Consider the following 496-nt stretch of genomic DNA (forward strand, 5'->3'; position numbering starts at 1 on the left):
GTATTCAAGCCAGTTAAATGACGAAGATAAAAGTTCTATTTTATCGGCGGTTCAAGAAAAGTTTGCTTTATCACAAGGTGATTCGATACTGAGTGTTAAAGCGTAATTATAAATAAGGCAACACCTAAACTAAAAAATCAGCTATTACAGCTGATTTTTTAGTTTATCAATAACAGCAAGGTTAAAAGTCACTACTACTGTGGCGCTCTGCTAGTTGCTCTTCTTCAGGTCCCCATGTGCGGTTAACGCGACGACCACGTTTTACGCCAGGGCGTTTTGAAACCTGTTTAGCCCAACGTACAACATGAGTGTATGAGGCAACATCTAAAAATTCAGCTGCATCATAAATGTCGCCAAGCACTAAAGAGCCATACCAAGGCCAAATTGCGATATCGGCAATTGAGTACTCAGCTCCTGCCATGTATTCGTTTGCACTTAAATGGCGGTTTAGCACGTCAAGCTGGCGCTTGGTTTCCATGGTGAAACGATCAATAGG

1 protein-coding gene is annotated in these 496 nt (G+C 41.5%); it reads right to left on the minus strand.

All coding sequences use genetic code 11. The features are described 5' to 3' along the window. Positions 1-181: 181 nt before the first annotated feature. A partial coding sequence (locus tag AAEY62_RS20230; RefSeq protein WP_350635969.1) for a glutathione S-transferase C-terminal domain-containing protein occupies positions 182-496 on the minus strand: 315 nt, incomplete at its 5' end.

It is taken from the genome of Pseudoalteromonas sp. GW168-MNA-CIBAN-0100, from assembly GCF_040309225.1.
GTDB lineage: Bacteria > Pseudomonadota > Gammaproteobacteria > Enterobacterales > Alteromonadaceae > Pseudoalteromonas > Pseudoalteromonas arctica.